This window comes from Pedobacter sandarakinus, from assembly GCF_026240095.1.
Classification (GTDB): Bacteria; Bacteroidota; Bacteroidia; order Sphingobacteriales; family Sphingobacteriaceae; genus Pedobacter; species Pedobacter sandarakinus.
The window spans coordinates 1,118,647-1,135,735 of the sequence record NZ_JAPIVG010000001.1 but is presented as its reverse complement, the minus strand read 5'-3'; the positions used below and the strand labels follow the sequence as shown (position 1 = coordinate 1,135,735).

General features: G+C 39.0%; 12 protein-coding genes. 7 read left to right on the top strand and 5 right to left on the bottom strand.

Annotation, left to right across the window (positions count from 1 at the left end; genetic code table 11):
- The first annotated feature begins 57 nt into the window (after window positions 1-57).
- Complete coding sequence (locus tag OQ268_RS04820) at window positions 58-1,713, top strand: glutamine--tRNA ligase/YqeY domain fusion protein (protein WP_265854966.1); 1,656 nt, start codon at window positions 58-60, stop codon at window positions 1,711-1,713.
- A 111-nt stretch (window positions 1,714-1,824) separates the two neighbouring features.
- Here OQ268_RS04820 and OQ268_RS04815 read toward each other — a convergent pair whose 3' ends face one another.
- Complete coding sequence (locus OQ268_RS04815; protein ID WP_265854965.1) at window positions 1,825-2,661, bottom strand: N-acetylmuramoyl-L-alanine amidase; 837 nt, start codon at window positions 2,659-2,661, stop codon at window positions 1,825-1,827.
- A gap of 111 nt (window positions 2,662-2,772) precedes the next feature.
- Here OQ268_RS04815 and OQ268_RS04810 point away from each other — a divergent pair, with 111 nt between their 5' ends.
- Both OQ268_RS04810 and OQ268_RS04805 read left to right on the top strand, forming a co-directional pair.
- Window positions 2,773-4,452, top strand: a complete 1,680-nt coding sequence (locus OQ268_RS04810; RefSeq protein WP_265854964.1) for a dipeptidyl-peptidase 3 family protein — start codon at window positions 2,773-2,775, stop codon at window positions 4,450-4,452.
- Between the two features lie 275 nt (window positions 4,453-4,727).
- Window positions 4,728-7,169, top strand: a complete 2,442-nt coding sequence (locus tag OQ268_RS04805; RefSeq protein WP_265854963.1) for a TonB-dependent receptor domain-containing protein — start codon at window positions 4,728-4,730, stop codon at window positions 7,167-7,169.
- A gap of 81 nt (window positions 7,170-7,250) precedes the next feature.
- Here OQ268_RS04805 and carB read toward each other — a convergent pair whose 3' ends face one another.
- Together carB and OQ268_RS04795 are read right to left on the bottom strand one after the other, a co-directional pair.
- Complete coding sequence (gene carB / locus OQ268_RS04800) at window positions 7,251-10,088, bottom strand: carbamoyl-phosphate synthase large subunit (RefSeq protein WP_265854962.1); 2,838 nt, start codon at window positions 10,086-10,088, stop codon at window positions 7,251-7,253.
- 401 nt (window positions 10,089-10,489) lie between these two features.
- Window positions 10,490-10,807, bottom strand: coding sequence for a carboxypeptidase regulatory-like domain-containing protein (locus OQ268_RS04795; RefSeq protein ID WP_265854961.1), 318 nt, complete (start codon window positions 10,805-10,807; stop codon window positions 10,490-10,492).
- Between the two features lie 471 nt (window positions 10,808-11,278).
- On the opposite strand from OQ268_RS04795, the gene OQ268_RS04790 reads away from it, so the two are divergent.
- The 3 genes from OQ268_RS04790 to OQ268_RS04780 all read left to right on the top strand — a co-directional run bounded on the left by OQ268_RS04790 (window position 11,279) and on the right by OQ268_RS04780 (window position 14,367).
- Window positions 11,279-11,824 (top strand): ATP-binding protein, encoded by a 546-nt coding sequence (locus OQ268_RS04790; RefSeq protein WP_265854960.1) that lies wholly within the window; start codon window positions 11,279-11,281, stop codon window positions 11,822-11,824.
- A gap of 343 nt (window positions 11,825-12,167) precedes the next feature.
- A complete protein-coding gene (locus OQ268_RS04785) occupies window positions 12,168-13,391 on the top strand; it encodes a DEAD/DEAH box helicase (RefSeq protein WP_265854959.1) in 1,224 nt (407 codons plus the stop codon).
- 64 nt (window positions 13,392-13,455) lie between these two features.
- Window positions 13,456-14,367 carry an AEC family transporter gene (locus tag OQ268_RS04780; RefSeq protein ID WP_265854958.1) on the top strand — a complete coding sequence of 304 codons (912 nt, stop codon included), beginning with the start codon at window positions 13,456-13,458 and terminating at the stop codon, window positions 14,365-14,367.
- A gap of 12 nt (window positions 14,368-14,379) precedes the next feature.
- On the opposite strand, the gene OQ268_RS04775 is transcribed toward OQ268_RS04780, so the two are convergent.
- Window positions 14,380-15,807: an L-serine ammonia-lyase gene (locus tag OQ268_RS04775; protein ID WP_265854957.1), complete on the bottom strand. Its 1,428-nt coding sequence runs from the start codon at window positions 15,805-15,807 to the stop codon at window positions 14,380-14,382.
- Window positions 15,808-15,918: 111 nt separating this feature from the next.
- Between OQ268_RS04775 and OQ268_RS04770 the strand changes: the two genes are divergently transcribed.
- Window positions 15,919-16,416: an RDD family protein gene (locus OQ268_RS04770; protein ID WP_265854956.1), complete on the top strand. Its 498-nt coding sequence runs from the start codon at window positions 15,919-15,921 to the stop codon at window positions 16,414-16,416.
- Here the strand turns inward: OQ268_RS04770 and OQ268_RS04765 are convergent.
- Entirely contained in the window at window positions 16,413-17,072 is a 660-nt protein-coding gene (locus OQ268_RS04765) for an MgtC/SapB family protein (RefSeq protein ID WP_265854955.1), read from the bottom strand. The genes OQ268_RS04770 and OQ268_RS04765 overlap by 4 nt on opposite strands.
- Window positions 17,073-17,089 lie beyond the last annotated feature (17 nt).

Below are 17,089 nucleotides of genomic sequence, written 5' to 3'. Positions count from 1 at the left end.
TCATTACTTAAATCCGCCCAATCTTTTTACATTTGCATTCCTAATTTACAGGTTTTTATGAGTGAAGAAAAGTCATTGAACTTTATAGAAGAAATAGTTGAGAACGACCTTAATAGTGGCAAGTATAAAACGTTAGTTACACGTTTTCCGCCAGAACCTAACGGGTATTTACACATTGGCCATGCAAAGGCCATTTGCTTAAACTTCGGACTAACACAAAAATACCGCGGCTACACCAATCTACGCTTTGATGATACCAATCCGGTAACTGAAAAAACAGAGTATGTAAATAGCCAACAAGAAGATATAAAATGGCTGGGATTTAACTGGAAGAATGAATTATACGCTTCAGATTATTTCGACGAGCTTTATGCTTTCGCTATCAGGCTAATTGAAAAAGGTTTGGCTTATGTTGATGAAAGTACAGCTGATGAAATTGCAGCCTTGAAGGGAACCCCTACAGAACCAGGAAAAGATAGCCCGTACCGTGATCGCTCTGTTGCGGAAAACCTGGATATTTTTACCAGAATGAAAAACGGCGATTTTGCTGACGGTGCTTATATTTTAAGGGCTAAGATAGATATGGCTAGTCCGAATATGTTAATGCGTGATCCTATTATCTATCGCATAAAACATGCCGAGCATCACCGTACAGGAAATAAATGGTGCATCTACCCCATGTATGATTTTGCACATGGACAAAGCGACAGCATCGAGAACATCACCCATTCCATCTGTACATTAGAATATGTTTCTCACCGCGAACTCTACGATTGGTTTATTGAAAAATTAGACATTTTTCCTTCTAAACAATACGAATTTGCCCGTTTAAATCTTACCTCTACGGTAATGAGCAAACGCAAATTGCTTCAGTTGGTAAACGAAAATTTAGTTGATGGTTGGGATGACCCACGGATGCCAACCATTTCTGGCTTACGGAGAAGAGGGTTTACACCTAAAAGTGTGAGAGAATTTTGTGAACGAATTGGCATTGCCAAACGCGAAAATCTTATTGAGTTAAGCTTATTGGAATTTTGTATTCGTGAAGATTTAAACAAAACCTCCAGCCGTGTAATGGCCGTGTTGGATCCAATTAAATTGGTTATTACCAATTATGAACAAGATTCGGAAATGTTAACTGGCGAAAATAATCCTGAAGCAGAAAATGGTGGCGGAACCCGAATGATTCCTTTTAGCAAAGAACTTTGGATAGAGCGTGAAGATTTTATGGAAGTACCCGCTAAAAAATGGTTCCGTTTGGCGCCTGGAGCAATGGTGCGTCTTAAATTTGCTTACATCGTGAAATGTGAAGATTTTGTTAAAGATGCAGATGGCAATGTTACCGAAATTCATTGTACTTACATCCCGGAATCAAAAAGTGGAAACGATACCAGTGGCATCAACGTTAAAGGTACCATTCACTGGGTAAGTTCGGCACACGCCAGAACCGCTGAAATCCGCTTGTACGACCGCTTATTTACCTCTGAAACGCCAGATGCAGAAGAAGGCGATTTTAAAGATTATCTAAATCCGGAAAGTTTAAAGGTAATTCCACAAGCCTATATAGAGCCTGCTTTGGCAGATGCAAATCTAGATAGCCGCTATCAGTTTATACGTAAAGGCTATTTTTGTTTAGATAAAACCTCTACAGCCGATCATTTGGTTTTCAACAGAACGGTAACGTTGAAAGATACTTTTAAGAAACCAAACTAATAGCATCGATATTTTAAAAAAAACACGGGTGAATCGAGATTCATCCGTGTTTTTTTTGATTTTTCCTAAAACTTGAATAAGGTATGACGTATGGAGTTGATTGAATGTGCTTTAATATTTTGTGTAAACATTATACAACACCAATAAATCTACAGGTGTAAGCTTTGGCGTTAAGTCTGTCTGGATAAAGTGACGTTTAAATGCAGTTACTGCAGCGCCCAAATCGCTGGTATCGTAACCCATTAGCTTTAAAGCATTTGCACCATCAAAGTCGGCAGGCGGATTTTTTAGCACATCATCATACCAATAACCAAAGCCCTTTAAAGCCAGTTTCTTCCATGGAAAATTATTTGGATCTGGCTTGCGTTTAGGTGCAATATCTGCGTGGCCGATAAAGTTCGCAGTTGGAATATTATAAGTTTTTTTCAGCGTAGCTAATAATTTAACCAAGCTATAGATTTGCGCATCAGGCCACGGGTCTGTAGTACCATTATTATCCAATTCTATTCCAATAGATGAAGAATTTAAATCGGTATCCTTTCCCCATTTTGCTACGCCGGCATGGTTAGAGCGCAAATAATCGTTCACCATGTGCACCACTTTTCCATCTCTGCCAATTACATAATGCGCACTGGTACCCGCTCTCGTAGAATGGAAAGTTTTAATGGTTTGCATTAAACTATCTTGCGCCGTATGATGGATAATTACGAAGTTTGGTTTTCTGATCCCAAAATTTACGGAACCAACCCAAAGCTGATTGGTGGGGTTTAAGGTATCATAAAGCTGGCCTTGAGGAGGTGTAGAACGAATGATTTTTGAAAAATCTTTACTTTTCTGCTTATAGATTTTCTCTGTAGCTGCATACTTATTTGATCCACATCCAGCCACTAAAAATACAAAGGCTGCAATAGAAAGACTTTTAAAAAGAGGAAACTTTGCTAAAAACATATTAACGGTTTGGATTGAAATTGATTTGCAAAGTTAGGCGAAAATGAAGCAATACATCAAACTTTCTATAAACCTTTCAAATTTTACTAATTTAGCATCAATATTATTATCATGAGAAAGATTTACAAATCGACGTTCTTAATTACCGCCGCCGCATTAAGCTCGGTGTTAATTTCGGCATGTACAAATAACAATAAACCAACGAGTAACGAAACCACAGTGGTGCAAAAAGACACCCTTGCGGATTACGTTGCAGCAAGGTTACCCATTTATGAGCGGATAAAATTAACCACCAATATAAACGACTTAAGCGTAAGCGACAGGAAGATTTTACCCTTGCTGATACAAGCTGCAGAAATAATGGACGAATTGTATTGGAGACAAACCTATCCACAAAGAGATAGTTTGCTCGCTACCATAAAGGATGAGAAAACACGCGAATTTGTGAACATTAACTACGGCCCGTGGGATAGATTAAACAATGATAAACCATTTGTTGCAGGCGTTGGCAATAAACCAGAGGGCGCATCTTTTTATCCTTACGGGATAAAAAAAGAAGAAATTGAAAGTTCAAAATTAGCCGATAAATTCGGTGCTTACTCCGTAATTCAGAAGGATAGCACCGGCAAGTTGACTACAGTTCCGTACCACGTGTTATTCGCCGCCGAACTGCAAAGAGCCAGTTCATTGCTAAAACAGGCAGCTTTAATTGCAGAAGATGCAGGCCTTAAGAAGTACCTAAACTTAAGGGCTGATGCTTTGGTGAGCGATAATTTTACAGCGAGTGATTATGCGTGGTTAGACATGAAAACCAACGGGTTGGATATTATTATTGGTCCGATAGAAAATTATGAAGATAAACTTTTCAACGCCCGTACCAGCTACGAAGCCTATGTATTAATTAAGGATAAAGAATGGAGCAAGCGCCTGGCCAAGTATGTTAAAATGCTACCTGAACTGCAAAAAAATCTTCCGGTGCCCGCCAAATACAAAACTGAAACCCCAGGTACCGATGCTGAACTTAATGCTTACGATGTAGTTTACTATGCTGGCGATTGCAATGCCGGATCGAAAACGATTGCCGTAAATTTGCCAAACGACGAAAAAATTCAACAAGAAAAAGGCACCCGCCGTTCGCAGTTAAAGAACGCGATGCAAGCCAAGTTTGATAAAATTCTGGTGCCCATCGCAAAAGAATTGATAGATGCTGACCAACAGCAATACATTAAATTCGACGCTTTTTTTGCGAATGTAATGTTTCATGAAGTTGCACATGGTTTAGGAATTAAAAAGACAATAAGCGGAAAAGGCTATGTTCGCGAAGCACTTAAAGAGCAATACAGCTGGTTGGAAGAAGGGAAAGCAGATGTTTTGGGCTTGTATATGGTAACTGGATTATTGAAGAAGGGAGAACTTACTGGAGACATTAAAGATTACTACACCACCTTTATGGCGGGCATATTGCGCTCGGTAAGGTTTGGTGTTTCTGAAGCGCATGGCAAAGCCAATATGCAGTGTTTTAATTATTTCCAAGAAAAAGGTGCATTCGAACGTACCGCAAACGGAACATACAAAGTAAACTTTGATAAGTTTGCCGTAGCAATGAATGATTTAAGCGCATTCATTATCACCTTGCAAGGAAACGGCGATAAAGCAGCAGTAGAAAAAGCACAAAAAGAAAAGGCTATGATTCCGGTCTTGCTTCAAAAAGATTTAGATCGTTTAACAAAAAAAAGTATTCCGGTAGATATTGTTTTCGAACAAGGGGTTGACATTTTAGGCATGAAATAAACCTGAAAAATCGATTGCTAACCGCAGAAAAGTTGGATATACTAACATTTCTGCGGTTTTTTTTTGTCTTACAATCACCTGGTTACCGATAGCAGAAGCAAATTTTCTCGTCTTTTGTAACCTTTTTAAACTGTCCTCGTCTTATTCATAACTAAACACCGGGGAACGCGTCGTTTCCAAAAAAAGCTTTAAACAAAGGGTAAGCAGTCAAATACGCTGAAGAGGCGTGCCGGGTTTGCTTTTGCCCAAAATTTTGAATAGGTAAAGATTAAATTATGAAAAAACTATACGCCATTTTGCTCATCTTCTTCAGCATACTTCTTGCTGGTGAATCATTCGGGCAATCAATAACACAAACAAACTTAGTTGGCACCATTACCGATGAAAACCACAAACCTGCTGATTTTGTCACTGTTGTACTTTTTAACGCAACCGATTCTAGTGTGGTAAAAACCGCACTGACAGATCAAAATGGTGCCTTCTCGTTTTTAATAGCTCAAAGTGGACAGTATTTTTATAAAGCCAGTAGCATGGGCTATCAAACCTTGAAAAGTAAAACAATTACCGTTAATAATTTAGCGAGCAACATTAACTTTGGAACGGCCATACTAAGTGCAAACGCTCAAAACCTAAAAGAAGTTACGGTAGCGGCAACGGTTCCTTTAATCGAAAGAAAAATGGACAAAATGGTAATGAACGTTTCCAACAGCGCCATCATGACGGGCTCTACGGCGTTAGAAGTTTTACAGAAAGCGCCAGGTGTTAGCATCGATCAAAATGATAAAATTTCGATGATGGGCAAACAAGGTGTACTGATTCAGCTAGATGGAAAACAAACCTATATGAGCAGTGCCGATGTGGCCAATTTATTGCGGAACATGCAAAGTTCAGAAATAGAAACGATTGAGCTGATTACTAATCCCTCATCCAAATACGATGCTGCTGGTAATTCGGGAATCATCAATATTAAAACCAAAAAAAGCAAAAATGGAGGCACCAATGGAAGTGCAACTGCCACCTTGGGCTACGGTAAAAATTTTCGTGGAAATACGGGATTAAACCTTAACCATAGAACGCAAAAATTTAACGTGTTTGGAAACTACAATTATGGTAGAGTGGAAAGAGAAAACTACATTGCCATCGACAGGATTTCCAATGGATCGCCAGATACTTATTTTATGCAATCTGGTACTAGTGTTAGAAAGCAGCAAAACAATAATTTTAAAACTGGTTTAGATTATTTCATTGATAGCAAAAATACAATCGGTGTGTTGGTAAATGGCTACCTTAACAATGGAACAGAAAACGCAACAAACCATACTTTAATCGGTTCTTCTTTCGTAAACACAGATTCTACCTTGTTATCTAATAGTTTACAAACTAATAAATATAATAATCTATCCTACAACCTAAACTATAAATCTGTTTTAGATACGGCTGGTTCAGAAATATCGGCAGATCTTGACTATTCAAAATATACTGGAAACGATGGCTCTAACTATGAAAACGAATACCTCTTTGCTAATGGTAACAGCATTCGCCCTAAAAACTACATCCGTAACAATACCCCCTCTAAAATCGATATTAAAGCATTTAAGGTAGATTACAATGTAGCATTAAGCAAAAGTGTTAAACTAGAGGCAGGTTTAAAAAGCAGTTGGGTAAAAACAGATAATAATTTACAAGCAGAAGAACTGGTAAACAATAGTTGGCAAAACGATGTGCGCCGAAGCAACCAGTTTGTGTACGATGAAAATGTAAATGCCGCATACACCAATGTTAACAAGCAATTTAAAAATACAAGCTTGCAATTGGGTTTGCGGGTAGAGCAAACTAACTCTAAAGGCAACCTTATTACCAACAACACTGTAGTTGAACGTAGCTATTGGAATTTCTTCCCCACCTTATTTGTACAACAAAACCTTAATAAAAATAATCAAATTGGCATTTCATACAGCAGGCGAATTGATCGCCCTAGTTATGATGCATTGAACCCCTTTATTTATTATTTGGATCAGTACACTTATAGCAAAGGAAACCCATTTCTAAATCCACAATACACGCATAACTTCGAGTTGAGCTATACCTTGTTACAGAAATACATGTTAACACTGGGTTATAGTCGTGTAAACGATGTGATTACAGAGGTTATTTTGCCTGATGAAGCACAGAAAGCACTCTACCAAACCAATGCGAATATTGCCAAAAATGATAATTATACCGCTAACCTCAACGTTCCGGTACAATTAACCAAGTGGTGGCAAACGAATAATAATTTAACGGTGTTTTATTTGGCTTTCGAGTCGCCCAATTTAGCAGGAAGCGCTTTAAAAACAGGAAAAACATCCTTTCAATTTAAATCGCAACAGAGCTTTACCATTGCTAATGGTTTTACTGCAGAATTAAATGGCAGTTATGAATCGTCCCTTAATTATGGTGTACTTAATTTAAAAGCGAGGTATTATATAGATGCAGCATTAAGTAAATCATTATTAAGCAAGAAAGCCAGCTTAAAATTTGCTTTTTCTGATATTTTTAACATTTCAGAAAATAACCTTACTAGCGCTTTTCCTGGTTTAAGTTATAGTGTAAATCAAAAAAATGAAACCCGTATAGCCCGCCTTACCTTCACATACCGTTTTGGTAAAAATGAAATTAAACCTGCCCGACGCCGTACAACGGGAACAGAAACTGAGCAGGGAAGAATGAAAAATTAAGCATGCACAGGTGGCTAAATACTTTTACCGACCTAAAGTTGATTGCAGCAAAAAGCCCGATGAAATTCATCGGGCTTTTATTTATTTACTTAAATACATCGATTTATCTTTGTAAAGCTTGCGGAAGTAAGGATCTTCCAAATCTTTAATGAAACGTATTGCTTCACCTGTCGACTTCATTTCAGGTCCGAGTTCTTTTGTTACCTCCGGGAATTTCTCGTAAGAGAAAACAGGTTCCTTAATTGCATAGCCTTTTAACTTGCGTGTAATGGTGAAATCTTTCAACTTGGCTACACCTAACATAATTTTCGCTGCAATGTTAATGTAAGGCACGTCGTATGCTTTGGCGATGAAAGGCACCGTACGAGAGGCTCGTGGGTTAGCCTCTATCACATAAACCTTTTCATCTTTAATGGCAAATTGAATATTTAATAGACCGCGTACATCTAAAGCTTTTGCGATTTTAATTGAATATGCTTCCATTGCCTGAGTAACCTTTTCTGATAAGCTGAATGTAGGTAACACTGCGAACGAATCTCCAGAGTGAATTCCTGCAGGTTCAATATGCTCCATCATTCCTACGATGTGTACTTCATCACCATCTGAAATAGAATCGGACTCTGCCTCTTCTGCACGATCTAAGAAGTGATCAATCAGCACGCGGTTTCCTGGCAAATCGCCCAATAGTTTAACTACAGCTTTCTCAAGGTCTTCGTCATTAATTACAATACTCATTCCCTGCCCGCCTAAAACATAACTCGGACGAACCAATACCGGATAGCCTACTTCGTTGGCAACCACAATGGCTTCTTCAGCATTCTCTGCCACCCCATATTTCGGGTACGGAATATCCAAATCTTTCAATAAATCTGAGAAGCGACCGCGATCTTCAGCGATATCCATGTTTTCGAAAGAGGTACCAATAATTTTAATTCCTTTTTCGGTAAGCTTCTCAGCCATTTTTAGTGCTGTTTGTCCACCTAGCTGCACAATTACGCCTACTGGTTTTTCCAGCTCGATGATTTCACGAACATGCTCCCAAAAAACCGGCTCAAAGTAAAGCTTATCGGCCATGTTGAAGTCTGTTGACACAGTTTCTGGATTACAATTTACCATAATTGCCTCGAAGCCCGATTCCTTTGCCGCTAACAAACCATGTACACAAGAATAATCAAACTCTATACCTTGGCCAATGCGGTTTGGTCCAGAGCCTAAAACAATTACTTTTTTATTGTCGGTTGGTACCGATTCATTTTCTTCATCAAATGATGAGTAGTAATATGGTGTTTGTGCTGGAAATTCTGCAGCACAAGTATCTACCATTTTATACACCCGGTTAATGCCGAGCGCTTTACGCCTATCGTAAACTTCATCTTCCGTTACGTTACCTAACAACCAGGAAATCTGAATATCAGAAAAACCTTTTTGCTTAAGTGTAAAGAAGAAATCTTGCGGAATGTTATTTAACGAATATCTTTTAAGTTCTGTTTCTAGGGCAACCAACTCCTGAATTTGATTTAAAAACCATTTATCGATTTTGGTTACTTTACGGATTGATTCTAACGGCACACCCATTGTCATCGCATCTTTAATTAAAAACAAACGGTTCCATGAAGCATGTTCCAACCCATCCATTATTTCGTTGATGTTGCGATTTTGTCTTCCATCAGCGCCTAAACCTGCTCGGTTAATTTCTAAACTCTGACAGGCTTTCTGCAATGCCTCAATAAAGGTACGACCGATGGCCATTACCTCGCCAACTGATTTCATTTGCAAACCAAGCTCTTTGTTAGCGCCCTTAAATTTATCGAAGTTCCAACGTGGAACTTTTACGATTACGTAATCTAAAGTAGGCTCGAAATATGCTGAAGTTGTTTTTGTAATTTGGTTTTCAATCTCATCGAGATTATAGCCGATGGCTAGTTTGGCTGCAATTTTCGCGATTGGATAACCAGTTGCCTTACTTGCCAATGCCGATGAACGTGATACCCTTGGATTGATTTCGATTGCAATAATCGCATCATCTGCCGGATTTACTGAAAACTGTACGTTACAACCGCCAGCAAAGTTACCAATGGCACGCATCATTTTAATGGCCTGGTTGCGCATCTCCTGGTAGCAACGATCTGATAAAGTCATTGCAGGTGCCACAGTTATTGAATCTCCGGTATGGATTCCCATCGGATCGAAGTTTTCGATTGAGCAAATGATAATTACATTATCGTTGCTATCTCTTAATAACTCTAATTCATATTCTTTCCAACCTAAAACCGCTTTCTCTACCAATACCTCGTGGGTTGGGGAAGCTTCTAAACCACGTTTTAAAGCGGCATCAAATTCTTCTTTTCTATGTACAAAGCCACCACCAGAACCACCTAAAGTATAAGACGGACGAATTACCAATGGAAAGCCAATTTGTTGTGCCGCTTCCTTACCTTCTAAAAAAGAGTTGGCAATTTTTGATTCTGCTACACCAACACCTATATCTACCATTAACTGGCGGAAAGATTCGCGATTTTCGGTTTTTTCAATTGCATCTACATCCACACCGATAACTTTTACGCCGTATTTCTCCCAAACGCCGCGTTCTTCTGCTTCTTTACAGAGGTTTAGCGCTGTTTGGCCGCCCATTGTTGGCAATACAGCATCAATCTTCGGTAAATCAGTAGAAGCAATGTGCTCCTGCAGAATTTCTTCAATAGAATCAACTGAAAGCGGACGTAGATAAACATGGTCGCCAATAACTTTATCCGTCATAATTGTAGCCGGATTGGAGTTAATAATTGAAACGGTAATACCTTCTTCTTTTAAAGATAGCGCTGCTTGAGAGCCCGAGTAATCAAATTCGCAAGCCTGACCGATAATAATAGGTCCTGATCCGATAATTAATACTGAGCGAATGGAAGTGTCTTTAGGCATAATAAGCTTAATACAAATAATTAAAATTCTAAAGTTTTTGGCCTTTTACGGCGAAGAAGCAAGTAGGTTTTTTGCTTTTTGAAAGATGAAAATCCCAACTGTTCTGTCGGGATGCAAAGATAGGTTTTTTGAAGTGGTTTTTAGCCTATTTTTTTAAAATTTAAAAACCTCGTTTCGACTGTAAAAAAACGATCTCAGTTTAAACCAAAATTGCAGTGTAAGCACTATATAAAAAGGAAAAACAAGCGAAGTTTGATGATTAGCGAAGAATTTATTGCCAGAAGAGATTTAATCTTGAATATTTTAAAAGCGAAAAAGAAATTTATAGAGGCACTGCTGTAGCGCTAACGCAGTTGTACCATACGAACCGGAGTTTTTATCTAGCCTTGAGTTGATGTTGCTTATTGTTGTAATTTAATCTCACCTAAGTCTGTTGTGGCGCTATCTTTTACAGCAACTTTTTCGATCATGGTATCTTTATACGGCGCATTAGCCTTGATCCACAGTGTGTATACTCCCTCTTTTAAATTGGTAAACGTAAAAGCACCCTGACTCAATTCTGCCTTAACGGTATCTGCATTACCAGCAAGCGAAACGCTTACAATCGCATCTGAAGGCGCTACCCTCCCTATAATACCACCAACCCTAACTTGTGTAAAAGCGACAAAAAGCGCCGATGAACACACCAACATGATTATATAAAGCCCTAACTTTTTCATTTTATTAAATTTAGATTATTACTCACTGCTATTTAACAACGCATAATAAAACATATTGTTTTGTCGTAGAAACAGAACACTGTATATATATTTAAGTTTTTTTTGTCTTTATTTCCATACACAGCACTACATAGTTTCTAGACAACTATTGGTTATACGTGCATCATTCCCAAAAATGTCTTGGATAAATGTAACATTTCTATAGTGTTATTTACACACGAAGTCATGTTTTCGTCATGAAAGCGTTGGCGCCATATTATTGGCAATAATGTTGTAATAAGCAGAACATATATGCGTTTTGTATATACTTTAGAAAAAGATCTAAAGCTTCCTCCGCGGAGTAGTTAACCGCCATGAGGATTTTCTTCATAAATAGTTTGTTTGGTTTATTATCCGGTTAGAGGAGCCCTCCTCAACCGGATTTTTTCTTTTACTCCTTTTTCACTTACATTTGGGTTCATAATTTTTGATGTGAATATTCCTGTTAGAAAAATAGCCATTGTAGGCCCTGAAAGTACTGGCAAGTCTACCCTTTCTAAACAATTGGCGAAACATTATAAAGTAGCTTGGGTGCCAGAATATGCCCGTTATTATTGCGAAAACCTTGCAGCACCTTATACACTTCAAGATGAAATAAATATGTATTATGGTCAGCTAGCACTAGAGGATGCTGTACTGGCAACTAATGAAAAGGGATTTATTATTTGTGATACCACCTTTGTTACGGTGAAAATATGGAGCGATGAGATGCTGGGAGAAACGCCTCAGCTGGTGTTAGATGCGCTGCCAGAACGCCCTTACGATCTATACCTATTGATGGATATCGATTTGCCTTGGCAAGATGACCCGCTACGCGATTTCCCTAATCAACGTGAGTATTTTATGGAGGTTTGGCACAAAGAACTTACAAGCCTGAAAGCAAAGTATAAAGTTATTAGCGGCTTGGGCGAGGATCGCATCCAAAATGCCATAAGCGTGATTAACCATTTTTTGGAAAGCAGTGACGGTGGCTCATAGCTAAGTTTGCTCCCGCCCCCGCTGCTGCCCCAAGTTTTCTGCTAGGTGTTATGCAATACTAAAATCGAACTTGGTAAGCATTTTGGGGCATCTCGCTACGGTCGGGTTTAGGTGGCCAAATAGCAGCACTGTTGTACGTACAATAAACCTGATTGCCGCGAAAATACTTTTTGTACCTAACAGCTCAATTAGCACCAAACTTTAACAAAAAGATTGCAGCAAAAAGCAGGACTAGCGCAGCCGATTTACTTGGGAACTTGCTTTACCCATTATAGAAGTTAAATCATGTTTGCTATTGGCCTTAATTTGAGGTACTTTTGTTAAAATACATAAATATAACAGATTGAATTTTAACGACTTTAACTTTAACCCCGATTTATACGAAGGCCTGATGGCTATGGGGTATAAAAGCGCTACTCCTATACAAGAACAAGCCATACCGGTAATTTTGGATCACCATGACCTAATTGCCTGTGCGCAAACCGGAACAGGAAAAACGGCAAGCTATCTTTTGCCTGTAATGGATAAGATTAGCCGGGCCGCGGATAGACATAATAATACGCTGATTTTGGCACCTACGCGTGAGCTTGCGCAACAAATTGATTTGCAAGTAGAGGCTTTGGCTTACTTTACCAACATTAGCTCGCTTGCGGTGTATGGCGGCGGGGATGGCATTGCTTACGAACAACAGAAAAGATCGATGCGTGAAGGGGTTGATATCATTATTGCTACCCCCGGGCGTTTAATGGCACACCTTTCTTCTGGCGTGTTAAAACTAGAGCATCTGCAACATTTAATTTTAGATGAGGCAGACCGCATGTTAGACATGGGTTTTTATGACGACATTATCCGCATTATTAGCTATTTGCCTAAAAAACGGCAAACGCTTTTATTTTCGGCAACAATGGCGCCGAAAATAAGAAACATGGCGGCCAAAATTTTGCATAACCCGCAGCAAATTACCATTTCGATAGCTAAACCTGCCGAGGGGATTGACCAACAGGCCTATAACCTGCACGACCAACAAAAGCAGGCATTATTAACAGATCTTTTTAAAGACGATAAATACAAAAGCAGCATTATTTTCGCTTCTACTAAAGAGAAAGTAAAGGCGCTTTATAAAACATTTAAAAGTTTGGGAATAAAAGCCGAGGCTTTCCACTCTGACCTTGGGCAAAAAGAACGCGAAGATATTTTGCTTGCTTTTAAAAACCGAAGGTTGCCAATTTTGATTGGCACCGATGTGTTGTCTCGGGGAATTGATGTGGAGGGAATCGACCTGGTAATTAATTACGATGTACCTGGCGATCCTGCGGATTATGTGCACCGTATTGGCAGAACGGCCAGGGCAGCAACAAAGGGCACTGCCATTACCCTCGTAAATAGTAGAGATAAGCGGAAATTTGACAATATTGAAAAACTAATAGAGAAACCCGTACAACGGATGCCTTTACCAGAACATATTGCCGGGATAGAAATTACCCATGTAGAAGAGAAAAGACCACCACAAAAAAATAATGGCAAAAAGAAGGTCTGGTTTAAGAAAAAACCAAAACCAACTGCATAACCACTTAAAACGCTGATAAATTTTTTATTGGCGTTTTCTTTTATCAGTTAAATTTACAGGCTGAATGGCAAACTTTATACTTATTGGCATATGCATAATAGCCGGGATTTTATTTAGAAAAAGTAAAACGCTGCCTAAAGATGCACATAGAGGCATTAATGCCTGGATTATTTATATTGCACTGCCTGCAGTTTCTTTTAAGTATTTACCTCATATTGCCTGGACAAAGGATTTACTCTTCCCTGCTTTAGCGCCTATTTGTGTCTGGCTATTAGGGTGGTTATTTATTACCGTGTATGGCAGATTAACTAAAATAAGTAAGGCAACCTCTGGCGGGTTGAAACTTGTAAGTGGTTTAAGCAACACCTCTTTTATCGGTTTCCCGCTTATTGTGGCATACTTTAGCGAGAAAGAACTTGCAATAGCCATCATTTGCGATCAGGTTACATTTACATTGTTATCTACTATCGGAATAATTGTAGCGATTCGTTCTTCGCAGCAACAAAAGTTAAGCCCTAAGTTGGTTTTGAGAAAACTGTTAACCTTTCCGCCGCTTATTGGCTGTATTTTGGCCTTAATCATACCACATTATATAGATGTTAATCCATTGAATGTTTTGTTTGATAAATTAGCGGGTACTGTTGGTCCTTTGGCTTTATTTTCCATTGGCCTGCAGTTAAAATTTGGTGGTTGGTTTAGCGAGTTAAAACACATTAGCTTTGCGCTATTATATAAGCTAATGCTGGCGCCAGCTGTGGTTGCAGCAATTGCTTTGTTTTTGGGCCTTAATGGGATGATTACCAAAATAGCCATTTTCGAAATGGCCATGCCAACGCTCCTGACAGCAGGTGTTGTGGCCGAACAATATAACTTAAACCCAAAGGTTTCTAATTTAGTGGTAGGTATTGGGATAGTATTGTCATTTATAACAACTGGAATTTGGTGGATGGTTTTAACCTATTCAAGGTTGGTATAGTACAACAATAAATTAACACTCTGGCAAGCTAATGGGAATGTTGGTGGCCAAACCACCATCTGATGTTTCTTTATATTTTGCATTCATATCTAAAGCTGTTTCCCACATGGTGTTTACCACGGCATCTAAACTTACTTTTGCCTTATCGGGGTTACTTTGAAGCGCAAGCTGACTTGCTGTGATGGCCTTTATTGCACCCATGGTATTGCGCTCAATGCAGGGGATTTGAACTAAACCACCTATTGGATCGCAGGTTAAACCCAGGTGATGTTCCATGGCAATTTCTGCAGCCATAAGCACCTGCCTCTGCGAACCACCCAGGCACTCGGTTAATGCCGCAGCAGCCATGGCCGATGAAACACCGATTTCTGCCTGGCAACCACCCATTGCGGCAGAAATGGTTGCACCTTTTTTGAATATGCTGCCAATTTCTGAAGCACAGGCAATAAACTGGATAATCTTTTGCTCGGAGTAGCCATCGCAAAAGGTAATAAAATATTGCAAAACTGCAGGAATAACACCTGCAGCGCCATTTGTAGGTGCGGTTACCACTCTACCGAACGAAGCATTTTCTTCGTTAACGGCCAATGCAAAGCAACTTACCCAATCTAAAATATAATTGAACCCATTGCCTCCTTTTCTAATGGCTTCTACCCAAGAGTTATAATCATGATAGCCTACATTCTTGATTAACCTTTTATTGAGCGGGAAGGCTCTTCGGGCAACATCTAAACCGCCCGGTAGAAAACCCGTGGTGTGGCAACCGCGATAAATACAGTCTCTCATCACTTCGAAATGCTGTAAAATACCAGCTTTTGTTGCAGCTTCTGGTCGCCAAGCCAGTTCATTCTCTAATACAATTTCACTTACCTTTAAACCTGTAGACTTACACCAATGCAATAGTTCGTTTGCTTTTTCTACCGGGAAAGGTAAATCTACCTGAAGCTTCTGACTGTTATCTTCACCCTCTTTAACTACAAAACCACCACCAATAGAGTAATAGGTTTCAGAAAAAGCTTTCCCACTTTTTAAAAATGCCTGGAAGGTTACCGCATTAGGATGGAAGGGTAAACTCTCAGCAAAGAGGAACAAAAGGTCGCTATTGTAATCGAAATCGATAATTAATTTACCTGCCAGATTTAGTTTTTTATCCCTTTGGATCCCTTCGAATGTTGGCGTAACGGCATCTACATTGAACGTAACCGGATCAGCACCTGTTAACCCAAGCAGGATTGCTACATCAGTACCATGCCCTTTGCCGGTTTTGGCCAACGAACCGTAAAGCAAAATTTTTAGTCCTTCTACTTCACTGATAAAATTTTGTTGGGTTAGCGATGCTGTAAATTGTTGGGCAGCACGCCATGGTCCAAGCGTATGTGAGCTAGATGGACCTATACCGATTTTAAAAATATCGAAAACTGAAATTTGTTCCTTAATCATGAAGCAAGTTAGTTATACAAAGCTATGATTGTTTTTGAGGATTTCATCTAAATTAATCTCTGGAAACTAATTAAATTCTTTACCTTAATCTAAATTTAACACCGCTTGAAAATGGATTCCAACAGTACTTACTATAATCTGGATCTAGAATATTGTCGTGCTCGTACTACCTTAAGATTCATCAACTACTTCATAGATATTATCTTCTTTTACTGTTTGATGTATTCTTTTATGTTGGTAATTGGATTACTCAAACCTGATCTACTTCAACACCTTGATAATGGAATTTCTGACCATTTAATTAGTTTAATTCTTTACGGTATATTGATGACGTTTATAGAAGTGGCATCTAATGGCAAGTCTATTGGTAAACTCATCACCAAAACAAAAGCAGTAAAGCTAGATGGTAGCGACATTAATGTCGTACAATCATTTAGCAGAAATATCATGCGGGCAATTCCTTTAAATTTCCTCAGCGCACATGGAACACCATGCAACCCCTGGCACGACAAGCTATCGGATACTATGGTAATTGAAGAAAAGAAATTGGCGTTGCAAATAAAAAGAACAGCATTGTTTAATTCGGTTAGGAAAGATATTAATCGTTAAAAATCGAATTCCAAAATCTGATCGTCTTTAAGCATTTGTTCTACAAACTTCTGGTGATTTTTGGGCGTGCCTGTGGCCGTCCAGTTGCCTGTAATGATGTTGTTTACCAATTGGTGTTTTCCCCGCTGTGGCTTTAACTTGTTTTCTTTAAACACTTCCTCGTAGCTTTCTAAATCGGCATGGGTATGTTGTTTCTTAACAATACGATATACGCGTTTGGTAAACCGCCTGTCGCCAATTTCTTCTAAAAATGGAAACACAATAAGCGCTAGCAAAACCACTCCAGTTACACCAATGGCCTGCTCGTAATAACCCGAACCAATAGCCATTCCAATAGCCGCTACAATCCAGATAATGCAAGCTGTGGTTAAGCCCTTAACTCTATTTTCTTCTTTAAAAATTACACCGGCGCCCAAGAAACCAATACCTGTAACAATATTGGATGCAATACGGTCTTGACTGCTATGTCCAATTTTGATGGACAAGATAGTGAACAATGTAGCACCTAAACCAATCATCATCATGGTTTTTAAGCCAGCAGATTTGCTTCTGTATTCACGTTCGGCACCTATTAACCCGCAAAGCAACGTGGCTAAAAGAAATTTATTTACTTCACTTTGTGTGATGAAATGACTATTATCGATGATCTCGTTCATTGCCTTGTTTTATTAAG